This window comes from Solwaraspora sp. WMMD1047, assembly GCF_029626155.1.
Lineage (GTDB): Bacteria > Actinomycetota > Actinomycetes > Mycobacteriales > Micromonosporaceae > WMMD1047.
Genome location: NZ_JARUBL010000001.1, coordinates 4,263,102 through 4,283,438, shown reverse-complemented (window position 1 = coordinate 4,283,438; position 20,337 = coordinate 4,263,102). Strand labels below are relative to the sequence as shown.

The 20,337-nt window shown below is 68.5% G+C and carries 21 protein-coding genes; 9 read left to right on the top strand and 12 right to left on the bottom strand.

Annotated features, from left to right (window positions below):
* Positions 1 to 47: 47 nt before the first annotated feature.
* Both O7627_RS19475 and O7627_RS19470 read left to right on the top strand, forming a co-directional pair.
* Positions 48 to 2,714 carry a hypothetical protein gene (locus O7627_RS19475; protein WP_278094951.1) on the top strand — a complete coding sequence of 889 codons (2,667 nt, stop codon included), beginning with the start codon at positions 48 to 50 and terminating at the stop codon, positions 2,712 to 2,714.
* Positions 2,715 to 2,737: 23 nt separating this feature from the next.
* Positions 2,738 to 3,223 (top strand): GNAT family N-acetyltransferase, encoded by a 486-nt coding sequence (locus O7627_RS19470; RefSeq protein ID WP_278094950.1) that lies wholly within the window; start codon positions 2,738 to 2,740, stop codon positions 3,221 to 3,223.
* A 17-nt stretch (positions 3,224 to 3,240) separates the two neighbouring features.
* Here the strand turns inward: O7627_RS19470 and O7627_RS19465 are convergent, their stop codons facing one another.
* On the bottom strand, positions 3,241 to 3,618 hold the full coding sequence (locus O7627_RS19465) for a VOC family protein (RefSeq protein ID WP_278094949.1): 378 nt from the start codon (positions 3,616 to 3,618) through the stop codon (positions 3,241 to 3,243).
* A gap of 69 nt (positions 3,619 to 3,687) precedes the next feature.
* Complete coding sequence (locus O7627_RS19460; protein ID WP_278094948.1) at positions 3,688 to 3,867, bottom strand: hypothetical protein; 180 nt, start codon at positions 3,865 to 3,867, stop codon at positions 3,688 to 3,690.
* A 130-nt stretch (positions 3,868 to 3,997) separates the two neighbouring features.
* Here O7627_RS19460 and O7627_RS19455 point away from each other — a divergent pair, with 130 nt between their 5' ends.
* Positions 3,998 to 5,053: a hypothetical protein gene (locus tag O7627_RS19455; RefSeq protein WP_278094947.1), complete on the top strand. Its 1,056-nt coding sequence runs from the start codon at positions 3,998 to 4,000 to the stop codon at positions 5,051 to 5,053.
* A gap of 26 nt (positions 5,054 to 5,079) precedes the next feature.
* Positions 5,080 to 5,676 carry a hypothetical protein gene (locus O7627_RS19450; protein ID WP_278094946.1) on the top strand — a complete coding sequence of 199 codons (597 nt, stop codon included), beginning with the start codon at positions 5,080 to 5,082 and terminating at the stop codon, positions 5,674 to 5,676.
* Here O7627_RS19450 and O7627_RS19445 read toward each other — a convergent pair.
* From O7627_RS19445 to O7627_RS19425, 5 genes are all read right to left on the bottom strand, one after another.
* Complete coding sequence (locus tag O7627_RS19445; protein ID WP_278094945.1) at positions 5,663 to 6,403, bottom strand: protein phosphatase 2C domain-containing protein; 741 nt, start codon at positions 6,401 to 6,403, stop codon at positions 5,663 to 5,665. The two genes, O7627_RS19450 and O7627_RS19445, sit on opposite strands and share 14 nt — an antisense overlap.
* Positions 6,404 to 6,468: 65 nt before the next feature.
* Positions 6,469 to 8,580 carry a 1,4-alpha-glucan branching protein GlgB gene (glgB, locus tag O7627_RS19440; protein WP_278094944.1) on the bottom strand — a complete coding sequence of 704 codons (2,112 nt, stop codon included), beginning with the start codon at positions 8,578 to 8,580 and terminating at the stop codon, positions 6,469 to 6,471.
* Positions 8,568 to 10,649 carry an alpha-1,4-glucan--maltose-1-phosphate maltosyltransferase gene (locus tag O7627_RS19435; protein WP_278094943.1) on the bottom strand — a complete coding sequence of 694 codons (2,082 nt, stop codon included), beginning with the start codon at positions 10,647 to 10,649 and terminating at the stop codon, positions 8,568 to 8,570. Before O7627_RS19435 ends, glgB begins: the two co-directional genes overlap by 13 nt.
* A gap of 104 nt (positions 10,650 to 10,753) precedes the next feature.
* Positions 10,754 to 11,362 carry a hypothetical protein gene (locus O7627_RS19430; RefSeq protein WP_278094942.1) on the bottom strand — a complete coding sequence of 203 codons (609 nt, stop codon included), beginning with the start codon at positions 11,360 to 11,362 and terminating at the stop codon, positions 10,754 to 10,756.
* The gene (locus tag O7627_RS19425) at positions 11,359 to 11,718 is read right to left on the bottom strand and encodes a hypothetical protein (RefSeq protein WP_278094941.1); all 360 of its coding nucleotides are present in this window, start codon (positions 11,716 to 11,718) and stop codon (positions 11,359 to 11,361) included. Before O7627_RS19425 ends, O7627_RS19430 begins: the two co-directional genes overlap by 4 nt.
* Before the next feature lie 232 nt (positions 11,719 to 11,950).
* Between O7627_RS19425 and O7627_RS19420 the strand changes: the two genes are divergently transcribed.
* Both O7627_RS19420 and O7627_RS19415 read left to right on the top strand, forming a co-directional pair.
* Positions 11,951 to 12,175 carry a winged helix-turn-helix domain-containing protein gene (locus O7627_RS19420; RefSeq protein ID WP_278094940.1) on the top strand — a complete coding sequence of 75 codons (225 nt, stop codon included), beginning with the start codon at positions 11,951 to 11,953 and terminating at the stop codon, positions 12,173 to 12,175.
* Positions 12,176 to 12,277: 102 nt separating this feature from the next.
* Complete coding sequence (locus O7627_RS19415) at positions 12,278 to 12,661, top strand: hypothetical protein (protein ID WP_278094939.1); 384 nt, start codon at positions 12,278 to 12,280, stop codon at positions 12,659 to 12,661.
* Between the two features lie 117 nt (positions 12,662 to 12,778).
* Here O7627_RS19415 and O7627_RS19410 read toward each other — a convergent pair whose 3' ends face one another.
* The 4 genes from O7627_RS19410 to O7627_RS19395 form a co-directional block, all read right to left on the bottom strand.
* Positions 12,779 to 14,425, bottom strand: a complete 1,647-nt coding sequence (locus O7627_RS19410) for an IS1634 family transposase (protein WP_278094938.1) — start codon at positions 14,423 to 14,425, stop codon at positions 12,779 to 12,781.
* A 549-nt stretch (positions 14,426 to 14,974) separates the two neighbouring features.
* A complete protein-coding gene (locus O7627_RS19405) occupies positions 14,975 to 15,304 on the bottom strand; it encodes a hypothetical protein (protein WP_278094937.1) in 330 nt (109 codons plus the stop codon).
* Positions 15,305 to 15,592: 288 nt separating this feature from the next.
* Positions 15,593 to 16,276, bottom strand: a complete 684-nt coding sequence (locus tag O7627_RS19400; protein ID WP_278094936.1) for a TauD/TfdA family dioxygenase — start codon at positions 16,274 to 16,276, stop codon at positions 15,593 to 15,595.
* 284 nt (positions 16,277 to 16,560) lie between these two features.
* The gene (locus O7627_RS19395; protein ID WP_278094935.1) at positions 16,561 to 17,289 is read right to left on the bottom strand and encodes a hypothetical protein; all 729 of its coding nucleotides are present in this window, start codon (positions 17,287 to 17,289) and stop codon (positions 16,561 to 16,563) included.
* A 617-nt stretch (positions 17,290 to 17,906) separates the two neighbouring features.
* On the opposite strand from O7627_RS19395, the gene O7627_RS19390 reads away from it, so the two are divergent.
* The 3 genes from O7627_RS19390 to O7627_RS19380 all read left to right on the top strand — a co-directional run bounded on the left by O7627_RS19390 (position 17,907) and on the right by O7627_RS19380 (position 19,298).
* Positions 17,907 to 18,155 (top strand): type II toxin-antitoxin system prevent-host-death family antitoxin, encoded by a 249-nt coding sequence (locus tag O7627_RS19390; protein ID WP_278094934.1) that lies wholly within the window; start codon positions 17,907 to 17,909, stop codon positions 18,153 to 18,155.
* A complete protein-coding gene (locus O7627_RS19385; protein WP_278094933.1) occupies positions 18,152 to 18,535 on the top strand; it encodes a PIN domain-containing protein in 384 nt (127 codons plus the stop codon). The genes O7627_RS19390 and O7627_RS19385 overlap by 4 nt, the downstream gene beginning before the upstream one ends.
* A 187-nt stretch (positions 18,536 to 18,722) precedes the next feature.
* The gene (locus O7627_RS19380; RefSeq protein ID WP_278094932.1) at positions 18,723 to 19,298 is read left to right on the top strand and encodes a hypothetical protein; all 576 of its coding nucleotides are present in this window, start codon (positions 18,723 to 18,725) and stop codon (positions 19,296 to 19,298) included.
* Between the two features lie 444 nt (positions 19,299 to 19,742).
* Here O7627_RS19380 and O7627_RS19375 read toward each other — a convergent pair whose 3' ends face one another.
* Entirely contained in the window at positions 19,743 to 20,132 is a 390-nt protein-coding gene (locus O7627_RS19375) for a nuclear transport factor 2 family protein (RefSeq protein ID WP_278094931.1), read from the bottom strand.
* Positions 20,133 to 20,337: the final 205 nt, after the last annotated feature.

The following is a 20,337-nucleotide window of genomic DNA, read 5'->3' as shown; positions in this document are numbered from 1 at the left end:
GTCGACATGCCGGAGACTGGGTGTGTCGCGAACGGAGGGAGGACCCGGTGACCGGAGCATCGGCCGGCGGGCAGCACCTCGCCCGAGTACGCCCCACCCCAGGCGGGGCGGCCGAACTGCTCGCGCTGGTCGCCCGGCTGCTGCGGCGGCCGCGGCGCAGCGAGCACCGGCTGCCCCTGATCTGGGTCGTCGGCGCGACCGGGTCGGACGTGCTGCGACCGCTGCTGCGCCGGCTGACCGGCGCCCCCCGGCGGCGGGTGCCCCACGTCACCGTGGACGCGGCCCGCTACCCCGACGGCGGTGACGTGCGGCCGCTGCTGGACGAGGCGCACAACCAGCTGTCGCTGGACGCCTTCGGCGCCGAGCCGTTCCAGTTCCGGCACTACTCGCTGGCCCGGTGGCTGATGGACCAGACGCTGCCCGGGGTCGAGGTGCACCACCGGCGGGCCCGGCTCGCCGAGCAGTTGCGTGACCGCCGCCGCCGGCTGGCCGACCCGGATCGGGGCGGCGCCGGCGCCGAGACGGCCTTCGCGGTCTTCTACCGGTTCCTGATCTGGCTGGTCCGCCGGGCCGTCCCCGGCGTGGTCTTCCGGGCCGCCGTCTCCGGCCGGGTGCCGCTGGTCGGCCGCCACTACCGGTGGTTCATGCGCCAGCAGTATCTCGCCCCCCGGCAGTCGGTGACCTTCGTCGGCTTCGCCGAACGGCTGACCACCGGCTGGCGCAACGGCGAACAGCCCGACCAGGTCAACAAGCTGCTGGTACACGCGTTCCTGGAGGACCTGCGGCGCGCGTACGGCCGGTGGCCGCTGCGGCTGGCCGGCTGGCGGCGCACCGCGTACCCGATCATGCTGGTCGACAACGTGCAGCTCGGCAACGCCGGCCACACCCTGCTGCGGCTGATGAACGAGGTACGCAACGAGACCGGCCGGGTTGACCCGCTGCTGGTGGTCGGCGCCGCCGACGAACCGCCGGCCGGCACCGGCGGGCCGGCGTACCGGCTGGTCGACGCGGAGGCGGCGCTCGACGACTGGTGGGACTCGCTGGCCGAGCGCCGCCGGTTGCGCCGCCCGGACGCCTGGTACCTGCTGCTCACCGCGGACGACGAGCCGAGCGGCCGGGTCGCGCCCCGGATCACCACCGACCTGGTGGTGCCGCGGCCGCCGTGGTGGGCGCGGCGGATCACGGTGGCCGGCCTGGTGCTCGCGCTGCTCGCCGGCAGCCTGGTCTGGGCCGGCGGCCGGTGGGGACCGGGTTGCCTGCCGCAGCCGCTGCGCGGCAACATCGCCGTCCGGCTGGTCGACGGCGAATGCATCGGCTACAGCGACAACGCCGGCTACGTGTTCAACCGGGACCCGGGGCAGGACGCGCTGCGCGCCGTACAGGAACGGATCTTCCGGCAGAACCAGGAGGTGGACCGGGTCTGGGCGGGCAGCGACCGGCGTCGACCGCTGATGACCCTGGTTTACCTCGGCATCATGACCGGCCAGCGGACCGGGCCGAACGAGGTCTCCTACGTCTCCGAGCGCGAGGAGCTGGAGGGGATGGCGGTCGCCCAGTACGCCCGGATGAAAGCCTCCGCGAGCACCGACGGCCAGGCACTGCTGCGGATCGTGATCGCCAACGGCGGCCAGCAGATGCGGCACGCACAGGCGACCGTGGAGCTGCTGGCCGAGCTGGCGGAGCGGGATCCGACCGTCGTCGGCGTGGTGGGACTGGTGGAGAGCCGGACCAGCACCGCGCGGGCGCTGCGCCGGCTCAACGAGATCGGGCTGCCCGCCATCGCGCCCACCCTCTCCGCCGACGGGCTCTACCGCAACTCCCGGCTCTACCTGCAGATGGTCGCCCCGAACGCCGACCAGGCCGCGCTGGTCGCCGGCTACGCCGCCGACGTGCTCGGCGTCGCCGACGCGCACCTGCACTACACCACCGGCGACGAGGCCCGGCTGGAGGACGACCTCTACGTGCGCACCCTGGTCGAGGGGGTGACCCAGCGATTCGGCGAGCGGGCGACGGTCAGCCAGTTCCGGTTCGGCGACTCGCTGGCCCACGAGTGCGGCTACCAGGGACTGCTCTTCTTCGCCGGCCGGTACTCCGAGTTCGACGAGTTCCTGGAGGCGCTGCGCGGCTGCGGCAACAACCCGCCCGCCCACCTGGTCGCCGACGACTCGGTGAACCGGTACATGGCAAACCACCAGCTCCGCGCGAACGCGCCGGGCAACCTGCCGGTGGCGTACGTCTCGAAGGCCGCGCTCGGCACCTGCAACCGGCTGCGCGCCGACGCGGCGACCGACGAGGTACGCCGCAGCTTCCTGGACCTGATCGGCCGCGACGACCTGCTCACCCCGCCACGCTGCACCTCCGGCGACTCACCGGCGGTGGGGGAGCGGGTGGCGCTGGCCTACGACGCGTCCATGATGCTGATCCAGGCGGTCGAGCAGCTGGCCGGCCGGCTCGCCATCGCCGGCCGCCCCTGGGAGCCGGCCGCGGTCAGCCCGGTGGCCGTCTTCACCGAGGTGCTCCGGCAGAACGCGACCGCCCCGTACCCCGGGGTCACCGGCCCGACCACCTTCTCCGTCGACACCGGCGAACCGGTGCAGAAGCGACTGTCCCTGATGTACGTCGGCAGCGTGCCGGACGTCTCCGTCCAGCCCCGGGAGATCTACTTCTGCGGCCGCGCCCGCCCCGACGACCCGCCCGGCTGCCGCCGCCCCTGACCCTTACCTGTCATGATCTCCGCATGGTGGAGCTGTCCGTGCGGAGCATGACCAAGGTCGAGTACGAGCGGTGGCGTTCCGAGATCGACCGGCGGTTCGCGGACTCGCAGGTCGCGGCCGGCACCTGGCAGCCGGAGCGGGCACTGGAGCTGGCCCGGCAGGGCAACGACACCCTGCTGCCCGAGGGGTTGGCGACCGACGGGTCGCTGCTGCTCATCGCAGAGCGCCCGGACGGCACGCCGGTCGGGCGCCTGTGGATCGGGCTGACGCACCCGCGCGGCACCGTCGACTGCGCCTTTCTCTACGACATCGAGGTCCGGGCCGAGCACCGGGGACGCGGCTACGGGCGGGCGCTGCTGGCCGCGGCCGAGGCCGCCGTCCGGGAACGGGGAATCTCCGCGCTCGAACTGAACGTCTTCGGCGACAACCAGACCGCGATCGCCCTCTACGCCGGGTCGGGCTACGCGGTCGTCACCCAGCAGATGCGCAAGGACCTGACCGCCGGCTGACCGGCGGGTGGCGGTGGTCAGCCGTTCCAGTCGACGAGCTGGATGATCACGCCGTTGGGGTCGCGTACCTGGAAGGCGCGCTCACCCCATTCCTCGCTGGTCAACGGCATGGTGATGGTCACCCCCTCGGACTGCAGCCGGGCCAGTTCCCCTTCCAGGTCGTCGACGACGAAGGCGAGGATCAACCCCTGGGCGTGGTCGTCGCGCTGGTCGTCGGGGAGGGTGGCCAGTCCGCGGCGCAGGAAGACGACGTTCATCCCGGCGTCGTCGCGGGTCAGGGAGGCGAACCCGTCGGCGGCCATCGCCTCCTGGAAGCCGAAGTGTCGACGGAGGAAGTCGCTGGACGCGGCGACGTCCTCGACGTTGAGGGAGACGGCGGACGAGGTGATCTTCATGCGGGGCTCCAGTGGATCGCGGCCGGCTTATCCCGTACAGCGTACAGGGTAAATTCGGCAGTTGCCCACCTACGCGGTGCCGGTGGCCCAGATCGGCGCGCCGTCGCGGTCCCGGTAGAGCACGAGGTTGCCATCCTCCTGCAGCCACAACGTCGAGGAGCCGGTGCCGGTGGTACGGGTCGACCAGGTCACGGTGCCGTTGGCCCGGTACAGCGCCAGGTTGCCGTCGGGCAGGTTGGCCAACCACACCCCGACCCCCCCCGTGTCGAAGACGCCGGCACGAGGCCGCTGCCGGGTTCGGACAGGTTACCTGTCAGGGAGCCGTCTCTGAGTCGGCGCCACCGTCGCTAGGCTCCGGTCCAAACAGGAGGGATTTCCGATGCTGTGGGTAGAGGGAAAGAAGATCGACGAGGTTCTCACCGACGCCCAGGCGACGAAGCCCTATGTCGACGATGATGTGGTGCGCGAGTTCGTCGACTGGGACGAGGCGCGCGCCTTCGCGGCGCGGACGACCGATCACATCGGCAACCTTCCCGGACCGGCCGAGCCCGGCACCTGGGTGCGGTTCGACCAGGCGGGTCTGAACATCGTCGGTGAGGAACACGACTATCTTTCCCTGGAGCAGACCGTCGCGGCGGTACGGTCGAACAGGTTCATCTACGAGCAGTTCGCCACCGATGTCCTAGCCGCGGAGAGCGAGTTCAAGAAGGCGTACCTGGTCGAGAACACCGCTCTGCTGAGCCAGTTCGGCGTCGACCTGCTCGGTGAGCTGACCCTGGTGGGCGGGGAATCCCTGCTCCCGAAGATCGCCGACACGGTCGCCGAACTCGTGCCGTTCTTCGACAAGACGGCCGACATGAAAGAGATGACCTCCGGGGAGGGCCGTTACTGGGGCCAGCCGGACCAGCGGTACATCAAGATCGGCTGGGGCTGGGCGAAGGACCTCGCCGGCCATGCCAAGACCGGTGCCGAGACCTTGCTGGTCCAGGCCGTCAACACCCACCGCGCCATCCTCGAACCGTTCATCACGGGTCTGCCCGTGGACGGTTTCCTCGGCGACCCGTTGGTCCTGGACATCCATGCGGACAAGTACGCACCCCTGCTGGAGCTCTGCCAGGCGTACGTGCCGGTGATGATCGAACGCGCCCACACCGACCCGGGGATCACCGGCGAGGAACAGCAGGTCCTGAAGGAGATGCCGACGGGAACGGTCGAGGAACAGCAGAGGATGTTCGCGCTGTGGCGCAACCTGTACTTCGCGAAGGCGGTCGAGAACGCCGCCGCGCGAGGCGTGCGGTACGCAGGCATGGGCGATCACCACCGCAAATGGCTCCAGCGGAACCACCGGGTACCGGACAATGCCCACGTACACGTGGTGACCCGCAAGTATTTCAAAGCCGTCGTCGAGCGCACCGGCCTGCTGCGGTCCTCCTGAGCGTCACGAACGAGAAAGGACCGGACATGGCCGTCGAACTCAACGTACGCACCGGCATCGTCATCACCCGCGAGCTGCCCGGCGCCGCCACCATCAAGGCGCCGGCCACGATCTGGTGGCTGGGCAGCCGCTTCCACGTCCGCGACGAGTCCGGGCTCCCGGTGGGCGACCTGCTCGCGTTGGCGACCTCGCCACGCGGTTTCGGCCGGGAACCGCGTACGAAGGAGGAGTTCATGGACACCCGGACCCGGCTGTCCGGCGTGACCGACGTGTACGGCGACCGCGCCGCCCGGCACGGCACCGTGATCGAGGAGGGCACGTCGCTGACGCTTGACACCGGGTCGCTGCTTCCCCTGGCCGAGCTGGTGCTCAGCGGTGACGTGGCCAGCCTGCGCCAGACCGGACGCGGCAAGGTGCTGGGGCGCGACGCGGTCGAGTACACGACCCAGCTGTCCGGTGGGGAGGGTCTGCGCAGCCGACTGCGGCGGCTGGTCGCCGGACCGTACACGCTGTTGCGCGAGGTCACCGACGAGCACCGCGAAGGCGCTCTGCTGCGCGTCGAGGTGTCGAGCCTCGACGAAGGCGTCGTCACCGACGCGGACGTACGGCTCACCCGACGTTGAGGAGCACCGCGGTCGCGTTGTCGTCCCCGGTCACCAGGGTGTCGGTCAGCAGCGTCCGCACCGCCGCGCCGGGGTTCGCCTCGCCCGCGACGACCTGGCTGATGCGGTCGTAGCCGACCTGGTCGGCGACGCCGTCCGTGCAGAGCAGGAACCGGTCGCCGGGGCGCAGGCTGACGTTGAGCAGGTCGGGCTCCGGCGCGCCGGGATGTCCGGCGTAGCGGGTCAGCCGGTAGCGGGCGGCCCGGCCCGGTGGGGAATCCGGCGCGTACCAACCGTTCAGCACCCCGAGCCAGGCGGCGGTGTGATCGACCGTAAGCAGCTCAAGCAGTCCGTCGCGCAGCCGGTACGCCCGCGAGTCGCCGAGCTGCACCAGCCAGGCGGCGCCGGCCGAGGAATCACCGACGAAGGCGGTGAGCGTGCACCCGGTCAGGTCGGACAGCTCGCGGCCCGCCGCGATCACCGCCCGCTGAACCTCGGCCACCGCACCGCGTAGGGCGCCCGCATCCTGGGCCGACGCGGCGTGCCGGACGAAGACGTCCATCGCCGTACGTCCGGCGGCCGTACTTCCCGGACCGTCGCCCATCCCGTCCGCCACCACCGCGAGTGGTCGCGCGGCGTCCAGGTGGAACACGTCGTAGTTGGCGCGGTACCGACGGCCGACGACGCTGCCCGCGGCTGCGGTCAACCGGCGTCCGGCGACGGTCCATTCGGCCAGGCTGATCTCCACGGTTACGCCTCCCCATCGGGCAGGCTAGCGCCGGCGGTCAAGCGACGCCCGGCGTCGGCCCGGCGTCAGGCCGGCCCGGCCGGGCGGAGCCAGAGGACGCCGAGCGGCGGCAGCCGGAGCGCCACCGAGGCCGGCAGCCCGTGCCAGGGCGTGTGGTCGGCGTGGACCGCCCCGAGATTGCCCACCCCCGACCCGCCGTAGTGGGCGGAGTCGGTGTTGAGCAGCTCGGTCCAGGTGCCGGCCCGGGGCAGCCCGATCCGGTAGTCGTCGTGCGGCACCGCGGAGAAGTTGACCACGCAGACCAGCGGCGACCCGTCGAGCCCGATCCGCACGAACGCCAGGGTGTTGTTCGCCGAGTCGTCGGCGACGATCCAGCGGAACCCGTTGGGGCTGGTGTCCTGGGTCCACAGCGCCGGGTTGTCCCGGTAGAGCCGGTTCAGGTCGCGGACCAGCCGCTGCACGCCGGCCCGCGCCGGGTCGTGCAGCAGATACCAGTCCAGGCCGCGCTCCTCGCTCCACTCCCGGTCGTCGGCGAGTTCGCAGCCCATGAAGATGAGCTGCTTGCCGGGGTGCGCCCACATGTAGCCCAGCAGCGACCGGACCCCGGCCATCCGCCGCCACGGGTCGCCGGGCATCTTGCCGGCCAGTGAGCCCTTGCCGTGCACCACCTCGTCGTGGCTGATCGGCAGCACGTAGTTCTCGCTCCAGGCGTACACCAGGGAGAAGGTGATCTGGTCGTGGTGCCAGGACCGGTGGATCGGGTCGCGGGCCAGGTACGACAGGGTGTCGTGCATCCAGCCCATGTTCCACTTGAAGCCGAACCCGAGCCCGCCGGAGTCGGTGGAGCGGGTGACGCCGGACCAGGCGGTGGACTCCTCGGCGATCATCAGCACGCCGGGGTGGTGCCGGTAGACGGTCGCGTTGACCTCCTGCAGCAGGCCGATCGCCTCCAGGTTCTCGCGTCCGCCGTGCCGGTTCGGCTCCCACTGGTCGTGTTCGCGGGAGTAGTCCAGGTAGAGCATCGAGGCGACGGCGTCCACCCGCAGCCCGTCGACGTGGAACTCCTCACACCAGTAGAGCGCGTTGGCGACCAGGAAGTTGCGGACCTCGGGCCGGCCGTAGTCGAAGACCAGGGTGCCCCAGTCGGGGTGTTCGCCCCGGCGCGGGTCGGCGTGCTCGTAGAGCGGGGTGCCGTCGAACCTCGCGAGTGCCCACTCGTCGCGGGGGAAGTGCGCCGGCACCCAGTCCAGCAGGACTCCGATCCCGGCGCCGTGCAGCCGGTCGATCAGGTGCCGGAACTCGTCCGGGTCGCCGAACCGGGCGGTGGGGGAGTAGTAGCCGGTGACCTGGTAGCCCCAGGAGCCGCCGAACGGATGCTCCATCACCGGCATGAACTCGACGTGGGTGAAGCCCAGGTCGACCACGTACTCGGTGAGCTGGTCGGCCAGTTCCCGGTAGCCGAGTCCGGGCCGCCACGAGCCGAGGTGCACCTCGTAGACGCTCACCGGGTCCTCGTGCGCCCGCCGCTGGGCGCGGGCGGCCAGCCACTGCTCGTCGGACCACTGATAGCTGGAGGCGTGCACCACCGAGGCGGTCCGCGGCGGCACCTCGGCGTACCGGGCCAGCGGGTCGGCTTTGTCCCGCCACACCCCGTCGGCGCCGAGAATCCGGAACTTGTAGCGCTGGCCGGCGGCGGCGCCCGGCACGTACAGCTCCCACACCCCGCTGGCGCCCAGCGACCGCATCGGCCAGCCGTCGTGCGCGCCCCAGCCGGTGAAGTCGCCGACCACCCGGACCCCCCGGGCGTTCGGCGCCCAGACCGAAAAAGCCACCCCACCGGTACGCGGCCGCGCGCCGAGCGCCTCCCAGAGGCGCTCGTGCCGCCCCTCGGCGATCAGGTGCAGGTCCATCTCGCCGAGCGTCGGCAGGTGCCGGTACGGGTCGTCGTGCGTCTCGCCGTCCACCTCGACCCGGTAGTCGTGCACCTGGCCGGGCACGGTCACCTCGAAGACGCCGTCGTCGTGGACCCGGTGCATCGGATGCCGGTCGTCGCCGACCAGCGCGGTGACCTTGTCGGCACCACGCCGCAGGGTGCGGATCACGGTGCCGCCGTCGCCCGGATGCGCGCCGAGCACGGCGTGCGGGTCGTGCACCTGGCCGGCGATCAGCTCGTCCATTGGTCACCTTCTGCGCGGGGCGCGGCGTCGCCGCGCGTCGGACCTTCTGATCGGGGTGCGGCGTCGCCGCGTGCTGGACCTTCTGAGCCGGGCTCGGCGTCGCCGTCCGCCTGGGGTGGGCGGCCGTGTGCGTGCACCGTGAAGACGTGGGCCGGGCCGAGTAGCGGGTCGAGCCGGACCGCGTTGTGCTGGCCCCAGTCGTAGCTGGCGCCGGAGAGCAGGTCGGTGACGGTGAACCGGTCGGGCCAGTCGAGCCCGAGCGCGGGCATGTCCAGGGTGGTGTTGCCCCACTGCACGTTCGTCGGGTCGAAGGTGCAGACCACCAGGACGGTGTTGCCGGTGACCGGGTCGCGCTTGGACCAGCAGAGCAGGGCCGGGTTGTCGATGTCGTGGAACCGCAGGTTGCGCAGCCAGTGCAGGGCCGGGTTCTCCCGCCGGATCGCGTTCAGCCGGGCGATGAACGGCGCCAGCGAGCGCCCCTGCGCCTCGGCGGCCGCCCAGTCCCGGTGCCGGATCTGGTACTTCTCGTTGTCCAGGTACTCCTCGGCGCCCGGCCGGGCGACGTGCTCGAACAGCTCGTACCCGGCGTACATGCCCCAGGAGGGGACCAGCAGGCTGGCCAGGATCGCCCGGATGGCGAACATCGGCGGCCCGCCGTGCTGCAGCGTCTCGTGCAGGATGTCCGGCGTGTTGGGCCAGAAGTTCGGCCGCATGTGGTCGGCGGCGGCGACCAGCTCCTCGCAGTACCGGCGCATCTGCGCCGCGTCGGTCCGCCAGGTGAAATAGGTGTACGACTGACTGAAGCCGATCTTGCCGAGCCCGTGCATGATCGCCGGCCGGGTGAACGCCTCGGCGAGGAAGAGCACGTCCGGGTCGGTCTTCTTGATCTGGAAGATCAGCCAGTGCCAGAAGTCGAACGGCTTGGTGTGCGGGTTGTCCACCCGGAAGATCCTGATGCCCTCGCCGACCCAGTGCCGGACCACCCGCAGGATCTCGGCCCGGATCCCGTCCGGGTCGTTGTCGAAGTTCAGCGGGTAGATGTCCTGGTAGCGCTTGGGTGGGTTCTCCGCGTACGCGATGGTGCCGTCGGGGCGGGTGGTGAGCCATTCCGGGTGCGCGGTGACCCAGGGGTGGTCCGGCGCGCACTGCAACGCCAGGTCCATCGCCACCTCCAGGCCGACGTCGGCGGCGGCGGCGATGAAGGCCCGGAAGTCGGCCGGCGTACCGAGGTCGGGGTGGATGGCGTCGTGGCCGCCCTCGGCCGCGCCGATCGCCCACGGCGAGCCGACGTCGTCGGGTTCGGCGACAAGCGTGTTGTTGCGGCCCTTGCGGTTGACCCGCCCGATCGGGTGGATCGGCGGCAGGTAGAGCACGTCGAAGCCCATCGCGGCGACGCCGGGCAGCCGGGCGGTGGCGGTGGCGAAGGTGCCGTGCCGGCCGGGGGTGTCGTCGATGCCCTCGGAGCGGGGGAAGAACTCGTACCAGGCGGAGTAGAGCGCCCGCTTGCGGTCCACCCAGATCGGGTGCGGTCCGCTGGCGGTGACCAGCCGCCGCACCGGGCGCCGCCAGAGCAGGTCGGCCAGGTCGAGGGCAGGGGCCAGGCGCTCGGCCAGCGGCAGTGTCTCGTCGCGCAGGGCGGCGGCTGCTGCGCGTACCCCGGATTTGCTCTTCTTGCCGACCAGGGCGACCGCCTCGTCGAGCAGGGCGGCGCCGGCGGCCAGGTCGTTGGCGAGCTCGGCCGGCCCCTGGCCGGCGGCGGTCTTCTTGGTGACCGCGTTGTGCCAGGTCAGGTAGGGGTCGTCGAACGCCTCGACGGTGAAGCTCCAGGCGCCGACGGCGTCCGGTGTGATGGTTGCCTGCCAGGTGTCGTTCTCGCCCGGTGCCATCCGGACCGGTCCGCCGGTCCGGCCGTCCGGCCCCTGCCAGACGAGGGTGCAGCCGAGCGACTCGTGGCCCTCCCGGTAGGCGCGGGCCGACACCGGCACCAGCTCGTCGACGACCGCCTTGGCCGGGTAGCGGCCGCAGGCGACCGAGGGCGACACGTCCTCGATCGGGAACCGTCCAGTCACCCTGCCAACCTACTGCCAATGATCCGCTCGCACCCGGGCGGTGGGCGCAGCGGTGAGCGGCCGCACTCGTCCAGTTCCGAGCCGACGGTTCGTCGTGCTGTGTCCTACAGCGGTGCGTCGCGCGTCGGATCGTCGGTGCGGTCGAGGTCCTCGGCCAGGCGCAGGAAGCCGTCCAGGTCGGTGCGGCCGTCCTCGCGGAGCAGGGCGACCAGCAGCAGCGTCAGGGCGGCGACGCACGCCGGAGTGACCGGGGGCCGCCGGCGCTCGCCCAGGGCGGCGCTGATCAGGCATTCGGCCAGGTTGGGGTCGAGGTTGGCGCCGCCCGGGTGGTAGGTCGCCCGGGCGGCGGCCACGAACCGGATGACGGGTACCCGGTCCTGGCCGGGTTGGAAGTGCTGGCCGACGGCGAGGGCGAATGCCAGGTCGAGGAAGCGGGCGTAGCCGCGCCAGTCGGTGTCGTCGAACCGGCGCAGCCGGGCGTGGTAGGCGCGGACCCGACCGGTGACCAGGTCGCGGATCGGCCGGGCGTACGCGCCGAGGACTGCCGTACCCCGGCGGTGCTGATCTTGGCGGCGTTCCCGGTGGTCGCGCCGGGGCCGGACCAGGCCGCGCCGTACGGTCGCCGCCCGCTCGGCCCGGATCACCGCCCCGGCGGTCGTGGCCCCGGCGGCGATCGCGGCCGGAAGGGACGCGTGGTCCTCGGTGGTGGTCACGGCCTGACCCGGGCCGGCGGTGGCGGGTGCTCGGCGGCGGCCAGGGCGGCGGCGTTGACGCGCAGCGCCCAGCGCACCGACGCGCACGGGTACTCCTCGCCGCAGGAGCACACCCAGCGGGCCACATGTTGCGGCGGGTGGCTGAACAGGATCTGCGCCGCCATTGCGGCCAGCTCGCTGAACGGGACGACGGCCGCCGAGTCGGCCGGGTCCGCCGGTCGGGTGGCCGCAGGGTCCGCTGGTACGGGAATCGTCGGCGGGGCTGGTGGCGGGTTCGTCGAGTCCTCGTCGGGTCGCCGGCTCGGCCCGGTCCGCCGCCACACGGTCGACCGGTTGTCCGGCTGCTGCTGTTCCACGTGCGTTACCTCCCGGGCAGGGATGCGGGCAGGTGCGCTTCGCCCGGCCGACCGGGGGGCCGATCAGCCGGGCTCTCTGCGGATGGAACGGACCAACACCTCTGGTTGCAGACCTGGGAGCCGATCGGCGTAAACTTCGCCAGACAACACTAGTAAAGTCAACGATAGCTCTACCGTACTTGTCACGTAAAGCCGACTGTGATCAAATGGTGGCGCAGACCTGGGAGCCACCATGCCCACCAAACCGAAATGGGCGTTGATCGCTGATCACATTCGGGATCAGATCGCGTCCGGCCAGCTCAAGTCGGGGGACAAGCTGCCCTCGACGGCTCAACTCCGTGCCGAGCACGGCGTCTCGGCAGGCGTCGTCCGCCAAGCGGTCCTTGTGCTCCAGACGCAGGGCCTGGTTCAAGGCGTACACGGGCTCGGGGTATTTGTCGCGGATCGCCCCGACTGACCACCGGCGCGACTCATCAGCACCGCCGCCCGCCCCGATCCCGCCTCCAACCGGCCGGACGACGAGTGCTGTCTGCGTGATGGTGCGTACGAACCCAACGCGTTGCTGAGTCGGCTCGTCGGCTTCCGCCTTTACTCGGTCCAGTTCGTCATGGACTACGTCCAACTGCGCTTCGACAGCCAAACGGAAGACATGCCGGTCCTCAACTGCGATGTGTTGCCCGTTGTGGAGACTCCCGCCGGTCTCATCGCTCCGGGGCAGGAGGGCTGGGCCGACGCGTTGCGCGCGTTCATACCGAGCCAGGTTGTCGCGACAGCAGAGGAGACGGGCCGTGGCCTTCGGATCGAGTTCGACGAAGGGACGATCTGTTTGCATCCCGACGTCGGTGATGTCCCCGGGCCGGAGATCGCGCTGTTGACCGGCTTCAAGGATAGGAAGTGGATGTGCTGGCGCCCTGGAGAGGAATCCTTCGAGGACCTCGTCTGACACACACTCATGCCGAGATGAGCGCGACGAAGTCGTTCGGCCGATCAATTAGTCCGGAGGCGCTGCGTGGTCGGCTCAGGCGCCTCCGGGAAGTGATCGCGTAGTACCTGAGTTCGGTCATTCGGTTAGTGCCTGAGGTGCGCTGGTGGTGAGGGCGTCGATGATGGTCTGCCGGTCGGGGTTGATCTGGGGTGGGAAGGTGTGGGTGGCGTTGTTGATCGCGAGAGTGGCGGATCGCAGCGGTCGTAGTTGACGCAGGACGTTGCGGATCGCGAGTCCGGTGCGGGTTTGGACTTCGCGGGTGACGGCCAGGGCGGTGAAGACGATGGTCAGGTGCGCCTCGATGGCGTCCTTGGTGTGGTGGAACATGGGTCGGGCGGCGAGGTCGGTCTTGGACATGCGGAAGGACTGCTCGACGTGCCACAGGTCGTGGTAGTTGGAGGTCACCTCGCTCGGGTTCATCACCTGGTGGCCGATGTTGGTGACGTAGCCTTTGAGCCCGACGAGCTTGCGTGCTCTGGCCAGCGACGCTTCGTCGAGGGTGCGGGCGTCGCTTTTGACGGTGACGAACCTCGGGGTCCGGGGTGTCTTCTCCCCGGCGACGACGGCCCGCGCTTTGGCCTCTTGGGCGTTGAGGGTTTTGTTGTCCCGGGCGGCGCGGGTGGCCGAGTATGCCCACACCGCTCGCCATGAGGACGGGTGCGTTCGCGGGTTCCACACCGGTTCGGCCTTGAGGGCGGGGTCGTTGTCGCGGTTGGCGCCGGTGCGGGGGGTGATCGTGTCGATGAGCTGCCCGTCGGTGAAGTAGGTCCCGTGCCAGCGGTAGTGGGACTCCAGGTCGATCGGCGCCTTGGTGGTGCGTGAACCGACGATGAAGCCGAGGCCGGCGTCGTCGAGCTCGCGCAGGTTGGTCGCCGAGAGCATGCCGGCGTCGGCGACGATGACCATGCCCTCGATCTGGTGGCGATCCTGGAACTGGCGAATGATGGGCAGCAACGTCAACGTCTCGGCCTTGTTGCCTTCGAAGCAGCCGATCTCCAACGGGAACCCGTACCGGTCGACGAGCAGCCCGACGACGATCTGCGGGTCCACCCGCCGTTCCTTGGAGTACCCGACCCTACGCAGGTCGTCCTCCTTGTCCGCCTCGAAGTACAAGGTGGTCACGTCGTACAAACACAGGCTGACGTCGCCGCTGCCCGAGGCGTGGGCGAAGCACAACTTTGCGATCTGGTCGCGGTATTCGCCCGTGTGCGCGCGGGTCAGGGTGCGGCGCATCGTCTTCTCACTGGCCGGCTTACACCCCAGATCGGTCAGCACCCGACCGGTGTCGCGGATCGAGGTCGGCTCCACGATCCGCGCGATCACCAGGTCCCGGAAAACCCTGTCGCCCACAGCGTCGAACCCCAGCGACGTGAACACCGAGGCCAGCACCTCGTACAACACCCGCGATGCCGTCGACACCACCCGCGGCGCGGCGACCGCCGCCGGCCCACGCCCCACCGACCCGTCGAGGTCGAACAGCGCCGCGTCACCGGCCGGGCCGACCAGCCTCGCCCTCGCAGCGACCGGCTCGACGCCAAGCTCCAACTCGCCCTGCCCCGGATCAGCGAGCAGCTCACGGGCCCGCGAGACCAGCAGCCCCAACTCAGCCTCGGTACGCGCCGAACCCAGATGAGCAACGATCCGCCGACGCCCGCCAACAGACTCGGCGATCTGCACCGCCGTCGCGCCCGAAGCCGTCCGCACCCGCCGAATCCACGCCACGAACCCGAGCGTAGGGGACCAATTAGTGCCTCAGAAACACCCCACCAACACCCAACACCCCAGGTCAGCGCACTGCCCACCGTCACGCCGCGAGCCAGTGACCAAACTCAGGAGGGCTGGGCCGACGCGTTGCGCGCGTTCATACCGAGCCAGGTTGTCGCGACAGCAGAGGAGACGGGCCGTGGCCTTCGGATCGAGTTCGACGAAGGGACGATCTGTTTGCATCCCGACGTCGGTGATGTCCCCGGGCCGGAGATCGCGCTGTTGACCGGCTTCAAGGATAGGAAGTGGATGTGCTGGCGCCCTGGAGAGGAATCCTTCGAGGACCTCGTCTGACACACACTCATGCCGAGATGAGCGCGACGAAGTCGTTCGGCCGATCAATTAGTCCGGAGGCGCTGCGTGGTCGGCTCAGGCGCCTCCGGGAAGTGATCGCGTAGTAGCGGCCATAGATCGGGACAGCCGAACGGCTTGTTTGCAACCTCAACCCTGATCGGCTCGGAGTGCTCTAGCATCCGAATACAGAATGCACTCCATTCCTTGAAAGAATCAGTCTGGGGGGACGGACTTGTGAAAAAAGAGGCCGATGGTGAGCACATCGGAATACATCGAGGCATACGTCCGAAGCCGAACCCTCTCGTGAGGGCTCAGATCCTGCGGGACAGACTCTCCTACCTGGAAGAACGGCAGAAGCCGTGGCTCGTCGAGAAGGCGACCTTGCACTTCATGCAGCCAGTTGAAGAGTTCTTGCATGGTGGCGGCGCCGGCCATCCCGTTCTGTACCGCGGTTTGGCGCGACAGTATGCGCGCTTGCCATCCCGAAAAGAGCAACGAGACCGCAGCGACAAGAACACTGACAATTGAGAGCACAGTCGCCACCAGAGCACCTCCTCGAGTGTCTCATCGTGCCATCGGTCCGCAAGTGAGATGTCCGCCGTGCCAAGAAGCGAACTCGTCCGACGCCAGGCGCATGATCTGGTCTCCGCGTGTGTCGCGACCGGGCGTAACGCTACGTGACAGGCAGTTGGGTAGGTTAGAACGCTCGGTCGTGCCGAATAGAGTGCCTCCAGGCGGCGTCGACCGCGTGGTCTGGTGCCGCTCCTTTGGACAAGGCTACCGTAGCTGGTAAACCGTCAGATCCGCTTCTGCCAGTAACGATGGCGGCACTCATTCTGGGTCACGGTAGATAGTTCGGTCCAATCTGAACGATGCTTGATTCCAGACACTAGTTCGCGTGGGGTCGATTGCATACCATTTTCGAGAAAGTCTGCGACAGTGTGTATCCGATTCCGTGAAGGCAGACCTGGCATGCGCTACAGAAAGGTTATCGACCACGATGCAGTCTCCCGAAAGCAACGAAACGGATTCAGCCGCGTGGGATAGCGAGCGCAGAAACTCGACAAACCACGGCGCGACCTGAGGGCTCGGCATCACCTCATACTCGCCGCCGCCAGCACGAAAATGAGCTGCTGGCACTCCCGTCTCATCGACATAGAACATCGGACCCGTGACGCTGACCGCTTGGGAGCCCGAGAAGCGAGTCACCGTCAACGCGTCTGCCTGTGTCGCATCAACGAACCGATTCCAATTGCGGTGGGCGAGCAATAGGCCGTGGGCAAGTAGGTTGACATAGAATTGGCTGCCCCCTGCGATCGGGCCGTGATCTAGGCACATCGCGACATATCGCACGGACCCAGCCGTGCCAAGTCCGTCCTGATGAAACGGCAGTCGGTCGGTGCTGAGTGCGGCGCCGGCCGAGGGAACACTGCGAACCGTTACGACCGAGGTGAAATCGCGGTGTTGATCACGATCGTCATGCTCAAGAGGGTGTTCGATCTCCCGTCCCAGCATCAAGACATGGTCGGTGCTACGGAGTATGCGTAGCATTGGATGAACTTTTGAGTCATTGCATCCGAAGTCGACACGGAACCTGAATCTTCCGATTGGTGACCGAAGCGCAGCGGCCGCGTCCGCGAGGGCCGTAGGTTCCCGAAGGTCAAACAGTCGCAATGCTGGCCTACTGTTGATCCACGGCAAGATCTCGCGCGGATGAGATAGCCCGTACCATGACAGCATCCTGTCTAGGACCGCCTCCGCCGTCGCATGGTTTACTCGCGGAACGGGGGCTTTGAAACTCACCGTCGGCTCGACTCGAGTGCCATGAGAAGCTGCTCTCGGCCGACGATCCAGAGGTCGGAGCCATCGAGCTTCAAAGGTTTCATTCCAATCTTTCTCATGATGCGCTCTCCCTCGGGGGTGGCCGGGCGCGCTAGCAGATGTTTGGGTCCATTCATGTCCACTCTTCCGAAAAGATTCATGAGGTGCTCAAGAGTGATTTTCAGTATTTCGTATCTCGACGTGATGTCCGATCCGTACACCATGGTGACGTACACCGCCTCCGGCTCGACCGAGACAATGTCCTCTTCCTGCAGATCAAGGCCCGATCTGTATTCGCCGGAGAGGTACCGTGCGCTCGCCGAGGCGGAGATGGTCCAACTGGCCAGGTAGCCTACAACAGCCTCACGCACGTGAAGCCGCTGAGGCCGTCTCACGAGTACCTTCACGCCTTGCGAATAACGGCCGAGTCGAAGTCGGAGGGTATCGACATCCGCATGCCCATCTCCCATTACCGCCCGTCCAATATCCACAATTCTGTCGAGATACGAGCCCTTGAGTAAGTCAAATCCTTCCACGATACGGAAATCGTTGCTCAGGCTCAACAATCCCCTGACCAGCCAGCCAACAAGTAGCGCCGCGAACGCCGCTGTTGCGACCCAGAAGAGTGCGTTTCCAACTCCCGTTTGGCTCCTCCAGGGCGATAGCTGCCAGAGTGCTGCTGCCCCGCCGAGGCAAAACGCGATCACCAACCGCAGGGTGATACTCGACCTAGATGCGAACGATGACCAGGTCATCTTCGCATGAAGCGACCAGCTACCCCATCCCATACTGGCTGATGCTATACATCGTCTTCTAGTACTCGGGCAGGTGATGTTGATCTTGGCTGAGAGGGCTAGGGGTCCTGGCCGGTGAAGGGGAGCAGCCACGGTTGATCATGGACAGTTGTGTGGACCGAACATGACGCCGCGGTGGCTGCGGCCTACAGGTAGACGCTCAGCGCTGGCGGGTGATACTCGACGACCTGATGCTCACGATCGGCCGACGTTTCCGCAGGTGGAACCCCGCCAGCGGGTTCGCGCGGCATCAGGATAGGCGGCCCGGTTTGTCATGAGGCCAGCGCACGGTTCACGGGGATCCGGGCATCCTGATCTGCCGCCGATCGCGCGCCCGCCAGTGCCGACACCTCCGCCACCTTCGGTAGCCTCCGACCTCGGGCGTGGTCAGCTGCGAGGTGCCCGGTCGTGCCGAAAGTAGTGCATCCGATCTGCTTCAGAGCGGGCATGGGTGCTGCTGCCTGAGCGATTGGCCGCAGCGCCGGCCGGCGATCTTCGACAAAGATAGCACATGTGCTACGCTCGGGTGTATGCGCGAAGTTGGGCTGCGGGAAATGCGGCAGAACGCCAGCGACCTGGTACGTCGGGCACAGGGCGGCGAACGGGTGACGATCACCGTCGCCGGCCGACCCGCGGCCGTGCTCGGCCCGGTCAGCCCTCGAACCTGGCGCGAGTGGGACGACCTAGCCGGCGTGTTCGACCAACCCGCAGACCCAGGGTGGGCAGACGATCGGGACCTGCTCGACGACGCCGTCACCGATCCGTGGGTTGAGCGGTGAGCCGCGGCATCCTCGATACCAGCATCCTCATCGCCACCGATGTGACCCCGATTCCCGGCGAACTGGCCATCAGCGTCGCCAGCCTCGCCGAACTCCAGTTCGGTGTACTGGTCGCGAAAACCGCCGAGGCGAGGGCGCTCCGGTTGGCGCGGTTGAGCGCCATTCAACGTCGATTCGACCCGCTTCCCATCGACGAAGCGATCGCTGACAGCTACGCACGATTGGCCGCACGCGTCGTCGAGACCGGCCGCCAGCCACGAGCCAGGGTGATGGACCTGCTCATCGCGGCAACCGCACACGCCCATGACGCCGCCGTGTATACGCGCAACGCCGATGACCTCGCAGGACTCGAAGACCTCATCACGATCCACACGATCTGACTCGCACAGTCCGCCAACGAAGGAGCTCCGGGCGACCCTGTGGACAAAGGTGACCGGATCTGCCGCGGAGATGGCGCCGTGGTGCAACGGCAGACTGGCCCCGAGGCCGTCTCGTTCTGCGTTGCGGCTCGCCCGGGCACCGAAAACGTGGTCGTGCCGTCCGCCGGAGGGCGCCATGATTGGCTCCGTGACGAGTTTCCCCGCACAGGCGCTCCGCGTTCGCGACAGCACGCTCTCACCGCAGTGCAGGCTCTACGCATTGCGGGAGTGCACTCTGCACTGCGCCCCGTACGGATTCCGCGCCACCTGGCACCACCTGGTTGTCGCCGCCCGTATCCCACGCAGGCTCACCGACGATCTCGATGCGCTCGTGCGCGCCGCTGACGAATTGCAGCAGGCCCGCGATGTGGTCCTGCAGCGTGCGCAGGAGTACGCCGCCCTGCGGCGTCGAGAGAAGGCGACTGGCAGGCGAACCCCACGCATGGCGCTGCCCTGGAACTCGTGGGGCTGGTCCCGAATCGCGTACTGTCCCGATCCCGAGCACCACCCGACGGGGTCTCTCGCCACGGTCGTCGAAGCGGTCCTCGATCGCCACGATGCCGGAATCAGCGTTGAGCGGCACTGCCTGGTATGCGGCATCGAACGGCACCGCCCGGGCCGCGCGTGCAAGACCTGCGGCGTCCATCCTGACGGCCCTGCGGCACGCTGGCGTGCCTCCCCAGTCGAGGATCGCTGGCCACGGGTCTGGCACCGTGAGCTTTGACGACCGGCCGGCGCCCCTCGTCCCGTGAGTTCGGGGTGTATGGATCTGCCGCCGACAGCGCGTTCAGGGCCGTCGGTGCGACATGTCTGCGCACTCGTCGCAACGCAGCCATTTCGGGAGATCGAGCCAAGGAGGCTGGACGGGCACCAGAACCAGTAGCTCCCATGGATGCCGCATAGGGCGTTGTCGTCGTTACGTACCTGTAGGTGACAGGTGGCCGTCGGCTTCTCCGGTTCGACTTCGTAACGCAGCTGCGTTTGCAACTCACCGAAGAACAGCGTGAAAGCATGCCACCACCGACGTCGTGGCCAGCCCAGGCGTTCGGTGGCGACGAGATGCGGCATCTTCGCATGATCGCAGGGCTGTCCAGCGACCTACTCTCGTGCCGCCGGTCGGGCGCCATGTTGCGTGCGGAGGTCGTGGGTGTCGGGCGTCGCGTCGGTGTCAGCTCCGAGCGGGACCGGTGGTGGGCTGTCCCGGCGAGAAAGGCCACTCCTCGAACGAGCTGCAGCGACCGTCCTCGGCGAAGCGCATGATCCATATGTCGCGGTATTCCTCGTCGGCAGGGTCACCGTAGCGGACCTGCACCCGCGCGACCGCGGTATCGCCCTCGACCGCGACGACATCTGTGGTCATCTGGAACATCTCGTCGGGGCCTTCCCGCTCGTTCTCCCACATCCGGGCTATGGCCGGCAGGCCGATGACCGGGTCGTGGTACGGCCCCTGCCGGTAGCTCGCCAGGGAGGTGAAGATTGTGGCGAGCGCCGCCGTCCCAGGCGTCCGCCACGCACGCTCGTATGCCGCGATCCAGTCAGCCACCTGCTTCCTGTCCATGGGTGTCAGCTTGGCAGGTGACGACCGCTCAGTAGGGGTATCCGGTCATGCCGCAGATCGGGTGTTGCGGTACGTGACCGAGGACAACGGAGCTTGGCGCGCGGTCGTGCCGAAGAGCATGCATCCGATTCAAGAATGCCCTGATCGGCCGCAGCTACCCACCGTCAGCGAACGCTGTCCGGTACCGCCTGACGCCACCGACCGA

What these genes read in the sequence shown, in the direction of transcription:
- O7627_RS19375 (WP_278094931.1), bottom strand. Translation starts at nt 20,132, where the DNA reads ATGGACAGGAAGCAGGTGGCTGACTGGATCGCGGCATACGAGCGTGCG.
- glgB (WP_278094944.1), bottom strand. Translation starts at nt 8,580, where the DNA reads ATGGACGAGCTGATCGCCGGCCAGGTGCACGACCCGCACGCCGTGCTC.
- O7627_RS19450 (WP_278094946.1), top strand. Translation starts at nt 5,080, where the DNA reads ATGGCCGTCGAACTCAACGTACGCACCGGCATCGTCATCACCCGCGAG.
- O7627_RS19420 (WP_278094940.1), top strand. Translation starts at nt 11,951, where the DNA reads ATGCCCACCAAACCGAAATGGGCGTTGATCGCTGATCACATTCGGGAT.
- O7627_RS19455 (WP_278094947.1), top strand. Translation starts at nt 3,998, where the DNA reads ATGCTGTGGGTAGAGGGAAAGAAGATCGACGAGGTTCTCACCGACGCC.
- O7627_RS19400 (WP_278094936.1), bottom strand. Translation starts at nt 16,276, where the DNA reads ATGCTGGGACGGGAGATCGAACACCCTCTTGAGCATGACGATCGTGAT.
- O7627_RS19390 (WP_278094934.1), top strand. Translation starts at nt 17,907, where the DNA reads ATGCGCGAAGTTGGGCTGCGGGAAATGCGGCAGAACGCCAGCGACCTG.
- O7627_RS19470 (WP_278094950.1), top strand. Translation starts at nt 2,738, where the DNA reads ATGGTGGAGCTGTCCGTGCGGAGCATGACCAAGGTCGAGTACGAGCGG.
- O7627_RS19465 (WP_278094949.1), bottom strand. Translation starts at nt 3,618, where the DNA reads ATGAAGATCACCTCGTCCGCCGTCTCCCTCAACGTCGAGGACGTCGCC.